Source organism: Fusicatenibacter saccharivorans (assembly GCF_027667425.1).
In the GTDB taxonomy this organism is placed as follows: domain Bacteria; phylum Bacillota; class Clostridia; order Lachnospirales; family Lachnospiraceae; genus Fusicatenibacter; species Fusicatenibacter saccharivorans.
On sequence record NZ_JAQEGR010000044.1, the window covers coordinates 1 to 1,592 of the forward strand.

The following is a 1,592-nucleotide window of genomic DNA, read 5'->3' on the forward strand; positions in this document are numbered from 1 at the left end:
CACGTATAATCCAATTATCTTAGATGGTAATTGGATTTTTCCTTTCTCCCAGTTAACACTGGGTATTTATTTCCATCTCTGATATATTTTGAAAAGGCACTGTGGATCTGTATCTATAACTTTACAGCTTTGACTGGTATGAGGTGACTCAGACCACAGCTTTTCGTCTATTACTGTTAATCAGTTTGTTAACGCATCGACGTTTTTATTTACGTGATTACACAGCCGAATTCTCTGTGGAAGACAGCAGTGCTCAAAATATTTATCAGGAGGTATAAACCTATGTCAATGTACTTTATTGGAATTGATATTTCCAAGTACAAACATGATTGCTGCATCATTTCTGCAGCTGATCAAAAAGTAGTTTCTAAAGTCACAATCAAAAACAATAAAGCCGGCTTTAATGAACTGCTTACAATCATTCATTCTCTCGCAAATCCTGCTGACATAAGAATAGGGTTTGAATCAACTGCCCATTATGCTCTCAATCTTGAACTCTTCCTTGAAAATTCTCTCCTAACCTTCATGGAAGTAAATCCTGTTCTCATCAGTGAATACAAGAAATCAAAAACACTTAGGCGTACAAAAACCGACTCTGTTGACTGCGAATCAATAGCTCGTTGGTTAATGACTGTTGAATACAAACCCCATTCAAAAGGATTTTACCACGCTTACTCTTTAAAGTCATTAACTCGTTTACGCGATAAACTTATCCGACAGCGTTCTTTCTATCTTATTAAAATCACAAATGTGTTAGATCATACATTCCCTGAGTTTAAACCATTCTTTAATGAACGCTTATCCAAAACTGCTCTCTATCTGCTTGAAAACTATGGTTCTGCTGAAAAGATGGCTCGTATGAACTCAGCCTCTTATGAAAAGCTACGTTCCTTATCCCGGGGGAAGTTTTCACCACAGCAATTTCTACGACTAAAAGAACTTGCTGCCAATACTGTTGGTGTAAATAACTCTATTTTTGATGTAGAGCTGAACAGTCTTTTATCTTTATACAAATCCCTTGTAAAAGAGATTAATACCATTGAAAAAGAAATCAACAAACTAATTGAAGAAGTACATCCTCACTATATGTCAGTTCCTGGAATCGGACCATTATCAGCAGCTGTAATCTATTCTGAATACGGCGATATATCTAACTTCACTAATCCAGGACAAATGCTTGCATTTGCTGGAATAGAACCAGGAATCAACGAATCTGGTACTGAATCTCACGGAGGTAAGATGGTTAAGCGTGGATCATCCCAGCTCCGCTACACACTTATCAATTGTTGTCTACCGTTAATCCGCTTTGACATGACATTTGCAACTTACTATGCCAAGAAACGCGGAGAAGGCAAACCACATCGAGTAGCCATTACTCATGTAGCCAAAAAGCTTATTAGAGTCATCTACGCATTGGAGAGGCAAGATATCGACTTTAATGCACAGAAACTTCGTTAATCTCTAGTGGATTAATACTAATTTCTCCCATCTGAAATACGATGTATTCAGATGGCTTATTAAAGTTACCCATTTTTACAATTCAAAAAAATTTCAAAATTCTCTTGACTGTTTATAGTTTGTCACCTCATTTC

At 36.7% G+C, this 1,592-nt stretch carries 1 protein-coding gene; it reads left to right on the plus strand.

Features of this window, described 5'->3' with window-relative positions:
• The first annotated feature begins 282 nt into the window (after positions 1–282).
• The gene (locus PGS38_RS17410) at positions 283–1,458 is read left to right on the plus strand and encodes an IS110 family RNA-guided transposase (protein WP_118595432.1); all 1,176 of its coding nucleotides are present in this window, start codon (positions 283–285) and stop codon (positions 1,456–1,458) included.
• Positions 1,459–1,592 lie beyond the last annotated feature (134 nt).

What these genes read in the sequence shown, in the direction of transcription:
- PGS38_RS17410 (WP_118595432.1), top strand. Translation starts at nt 283, where the DNA reads ATGTCAATGTACTTTATTGGAATTGATATTTCCAAGTACAAACATGAT.